Annotated in this window: 2 protein-coding genes; both read left to right on the top strand. The window is 70.0% G+C overall.

The genetic code is table 11. The features are described 5' to 3' along the window. The first annotated feature begins 174 nt into the window (after positions 1-174). Positions 175-588: a DUF302 domain-containing protein gene (locus VFZ70_02655; protein HEX6254689.1), complete on the top strand. Its 414-nt coding sequence runs from the start codon at positions 175-177 to the stop codon at positions 586-588. Between the two features lie 978 nt (positions 589-1,566). Next, the coding region (locus VFZ70_02650) for a VIT1/CCC1 transporter family protein (GenBank protein HEX6254688.1) at positions 1,567-2,135 on the top strand (569 nt) is incomplete at its 3' end.

Genomic DNA, 2,135 nt, shown 5'->3' with positions numbered 1-2,135 from the left:
CGTCGCCGTTGGTGTCGTCATGGCGACCATTGTCGCGTGATGCCTACCCTGCTGGGGCCGCCGTGCGGACCTCCAACGCACGGGATTGATGTGATCTTGAGCGTGTGCGGTGGCCTGTCTTGACCTGTTCCGGGCACCGTGGCGCACAACGACCGACTGAGGAAGGGAATCGTCGTGACCGATGTGCAGACCGACCGGTACACCATCCGCGCCCGCGTCGATGCGGATGTCGAGACGGCCGAGCAGCGGGTCCGTGACGCACTGCAGGATGAAGGCTTCGGTGTGCTCACCGAGATCGACGTCAAGGCGACGCTGCGCGACAAGCTCGACGTCGACGTGGCCCCGTACATCATCCTCGGTGCGTGCAACCCCCCGTTGGCGCACCGGGCACTCGAGGTCGACGCGGCGATCGGCAGCCTGCTGCCGTGCAACGTCGTGGTCCGCACCCACCCGCAGGGCGGCAGCGAGATCATCGCCGCCGACCCCAACGCCATGCTCGCGCTGGCCGACAACGCCGACATCGCGCCCATCGCCGGCGAGGCCGCGCAACGCATCCAGCGCGCGGTACACGCGGCCGCGGACCGATGAGCCGCCGAGCCAGCCGCCGGTAGCACGGCCGACCAGGACAAGAAACGCGCCACACACACCTTGCAGCAACCTGCACGTGGCGATCGGGTCATGCCGACTGCGCCCAACAGGCCGGTTCGCGGACGCACCGCGCGCGGGTCACGGCTCAGGTGTGTGGGGTCTGTGGCGAACGCTCCCAGAGAACCGGTCGGACGCGGCTCGCAGGTGCTTGTCAGTCGTGAGCTGCGTGCTCTCACGCCGACAGCACCGACGGCGACTCGACACATCGGAACGGGCGGGCCAAGCTCGGCGTCAGCGATCCGTCGGAGCCGGCCGACCGCAGCGTCGACGTCAATGACACCTTCGGGCCGGTGCGCCCGGTCGGCTGTCGAGCACGGGGCCCACGCCCCAACGACGACCGCGACGGCGGCTATGCCAGTCAACCGCGGCGTCCAAGCTTCGCGTACCGCGCGCCTGCGCGCGGGGCGCTCTTCGCTGTATCGCGTCGCTGCGTGCGGGAACAGACTGCGGGTTGCTGTCGAGGCGTTGGCTCGGGAACCCCGGCGTGTGGGATCCGGTTCGTGCCGCAGCGATCAGGGTGCAATGCGATCGAACCGGAGTGCTCATGGTGTCACCTCGATCACACCCACCATCCCGGCGTCGTAGTGGCCAGGCTGATGGCACGCGCACGGTGCGGTACGCCTCCGCCGGATCGGCCGGCTCGCCGAACGTGAACCTTTCGCTCGCATGATCCTCCGCCGCCCGCCAGGATCACCGCCATGACCGCAGCCACGACAAGAAGTGTTGGGCACAGGCCCGCGCGGGCACGAACGGCACGGACTGCTGGTCGGTAGCCAACGGCTGCCACGCCGCCGCGGCTCGGACGCGGTGTTGAGTTCACCGCCGCGACGAGTGTGGCGAAACGTCCTTGCGCGGCGGTCCGTTGGGCCTGTCGCCTCAGAGCCGATCACGGCACAGTGTCGATGAGGAGTGACGTCGATGGGTACCTCAGCGCTCGATCGCGCGGACTGGTCGGCTGTTGATGCGGCTGACCTGGCTCGCTTCGAGACGTTCTGGCGCGACGAGGTCGCGGCCGCTGCGTTGTACCGGGATCTGGCCGGGTTGGTCGACGGTGACCGTCGCAGCCTGCTGCTCGAGCTGGCGGCCACCGAGGAACGTCATGCCGCGCACTGGGCGGCGCTGCTGGAAGGGCACGGCCGCGAGCTGGTGGCGCCGTCGCGTCCGTGGCGCGACCGTTTGTTGCTGTTGGTGGCGCGGCGGTTCGGCGTGGAGCGGGTGCTGCCGGTGGTGGTCCGTGCCGAGGCAGCTGACCGGGACCGCTACCGCGCCAGTGTCCATGCCGCGCCAGGGATGGTCGAGGAGGAGACCGCGCACGGCCGGGCGCTGGCGCTCGCCTCGACCGACAGCGTGGGGGAGGGGCTCGCGCTCGCCGACGCGCGCCACCGCACGTCGGTGGGTGGGTCGCTGCGTGCGGCGGTGTTCGGCGCCAACGATGGGCTGGTGTCGAACTTCGCGTTGATCATGGGCGTCGCGGGCGGCACCCGTGA

Source organism: Euzebyales bacterium (assembly GCA_036374135.1).
Lineage (GTDB): Bacteria > Actinomycetota > Nitriliruptoria > Euzebyales > JAHELV01 > JAHELV01.
Note: the sequence above shows the minus strand (reverse complement) of the source record. Positions and strands in the feature narration are given on the sequence as shown.